This window comes from Thermomonas sp. (assembly GCF_025993755.1).
In the GTDB taxonomy this organism is placed as follows: Bacteria; Pseudomonadota; Gammaproteobacteria; order Xanthomonadales; family Xanthomonadaceae; genus Thermomonas.
Map to the genome: position 1 here is coordinate 1 of NZ_JAMQHN010000034.1, position 1,650 is coordinate 1,650.

At 69.7% G+C, this 1,650-nt stretch carries 4 protein-coding genes; all 4 read left to right on the top strand.

Going from position 1 to position 1,650, the window contains the following annotated elements:
• The coding region (rplW, locus tag Q0X16_RS02755) for a 50S ribosomal protein L23 (protein ID WP_297830383.1) at window positions 1-219 on the top strand (219 nt) is incomplete at its 5' end.
• A 10-nt stretch (window positions 220-229) separates the two neighbouring features.
• Window positions 230-1,078, top strand: a complete 849-nt coding sequence (gene rplB, locus Q0X16_RS02760; RefSeq protein ID WP_297830385.1) for a 50S ribosomal protein L2 — start codon at window positions 230-232, stop codon at window positions 1,076-1,078.
• A 3-nt stretch (window positions 1,079-1,081) separates the two neighbouring features.
• Entirely contained in the window at window positions 1,082-1,348 is a 267-nt protein-coding gene (gene rpsS, locus Q0X16_RS02765) for a 30S ribosomal protein S19 (protein WP_297830387.1), read from the top strand.
• 13 nt (window positions 1,349-1,361) lie between these two features.
• Window positions 1,362-1,650: 50S ribosomal protein L22 (gene rplV, locus Q0X16_RS02770; RefSeq protein WP_297830389.1), on the top strand; the 289-nt coding region annotated here is incomplete at its 3' end.

Consider the following 1,650-nt stretch of genomic DNA (forward strand, 5'->3'; position numbering starts at 1 on the left):
GACATCCGCAACCAGTTCACGTTCCGCGTCCACCCCAAGGCGAACAAGTCGGAGATCCGCAAGGCGGTCGAAGCGCTGTTCCAGGTGCACGTCGAGCAGGTGAACATCATCAAGGTCCCGGGCAAGATCCGCCGCATCGTCGGCCAGCAGGCGCGCACGCGTCCGTGGAAGAAGGCCCTGGTCAAGCTGCGCGCCGGCGAGCGCATCGAATTCGCCTGAGGTCGCTCCGATGCCGATCAAGGTCTACAAGCCGACTTCGCCGGGCCGCCGCAACTCGTCGGTCCTCGACTTCTCCCACCTGACGCGCAAGCGCCCGGAGAAGGCGCTGGTCGAGAAGCTGCCGAGCCGCTCGGGCCGCAACGCGCACGGCCACATCACGAGCCGCTTCCGCGGCGCCGGCGTGCGCCGGCTGTACCGCAACGTCGACTTCCGCCGCGACAAGGACGGCGTGCCGGCGACGGTGGCTGCGATCGAGTACGACCCGAACCGCACCTGCGACATCGCGCTGTTGCACTACGCCGACGGCGAGAAGCGCTACATCCTGGCGCCGCGTGGCCTCGCGGTCGGCGCTACCGTGCTGTCCGGCGAGCGGGTCGATCCGAACGTCGGCAACGCGATGCCGCTGTCGTCGATCCCGCTCGGGCTCGAGGTGCACAACGTCGAGCTGCGGCCAGGCACCGGGGGGCGGCTGGTCCGCTCGGCCGGGATGGCCTGTCAGCTGCTGGCGCGTGACGGCGACTACGCGATCCTGGTCCTGCCGTCCGGCGAGCAGCGCAAGGTCCACGTGCGCTGCCGCGCGACGATCGGGCAGGTCGGCAACCTCGACTGGCAGAACATCCGGTGGGGGAAGGCCGGCCGGCGCCGCTACATGGGCTGGCGCCCGCACAACCGCGGCACGGCGATGAACCCGGTCTCCCACCCGATGGGTGGTGGCGAAGGGCGCACCGGCGGTGGCCGGCATCCGTGCTCGCCCAAGGGCAAGCTCAGCAAGGGCGGCAAGACGCGCCGCCGCAAGGCGCTGTCGAACAAGTTCATCCTGCGCCGGCGCAAGCCGGGCAAGCACAAGACCGAGGCGTGATCGATGAGTCGTAGCGTCAAGAAGGGCCCGTACATCGATCCGAAGCTGCTGGCGAAGGTCGACGCGCAGAACCGCGCCGGCACGCGCAATCCGATCCAGACCTGGGCCCGCTCCTGCACGATCGTGCCGGAGTTCGTCGGCCACACGTTCATGGTCCACAACGGCCGGACCTTCCTGAAGTGCTACGTCACCGAGGACATGGTCGGGCACAAGCTCGGCGAGTTCTCGCCGACGCGCACGTTCCGCGGCCACGCGAAGAAGGAAGGGTAGACGGAGGCTCCGCATGACCCGCGAATTCCGAGCTGGACACCGCTACGCGCGCATCACGGCGCGCAAGGCCCGCCACGTCATCGACCTGATCCGCGGCCGGCCGGTCAACCAGGCGCTCGATCTGCTGCGCCACGACCGCCATCGCGCCGCGCGCTTCATCGAGCGCGTGCTGGCGTCGGCGGTGGCCAATGCGCTGCAGGATCCCGACGTCAAGGCGAGCCGCCTGCTGGTCAGCGAGGCGATCGTGCACGGCGGGCCGATGCAGTTCGGCGGTTCCCGGTTCCGCCCCGGGCAGATGGGCC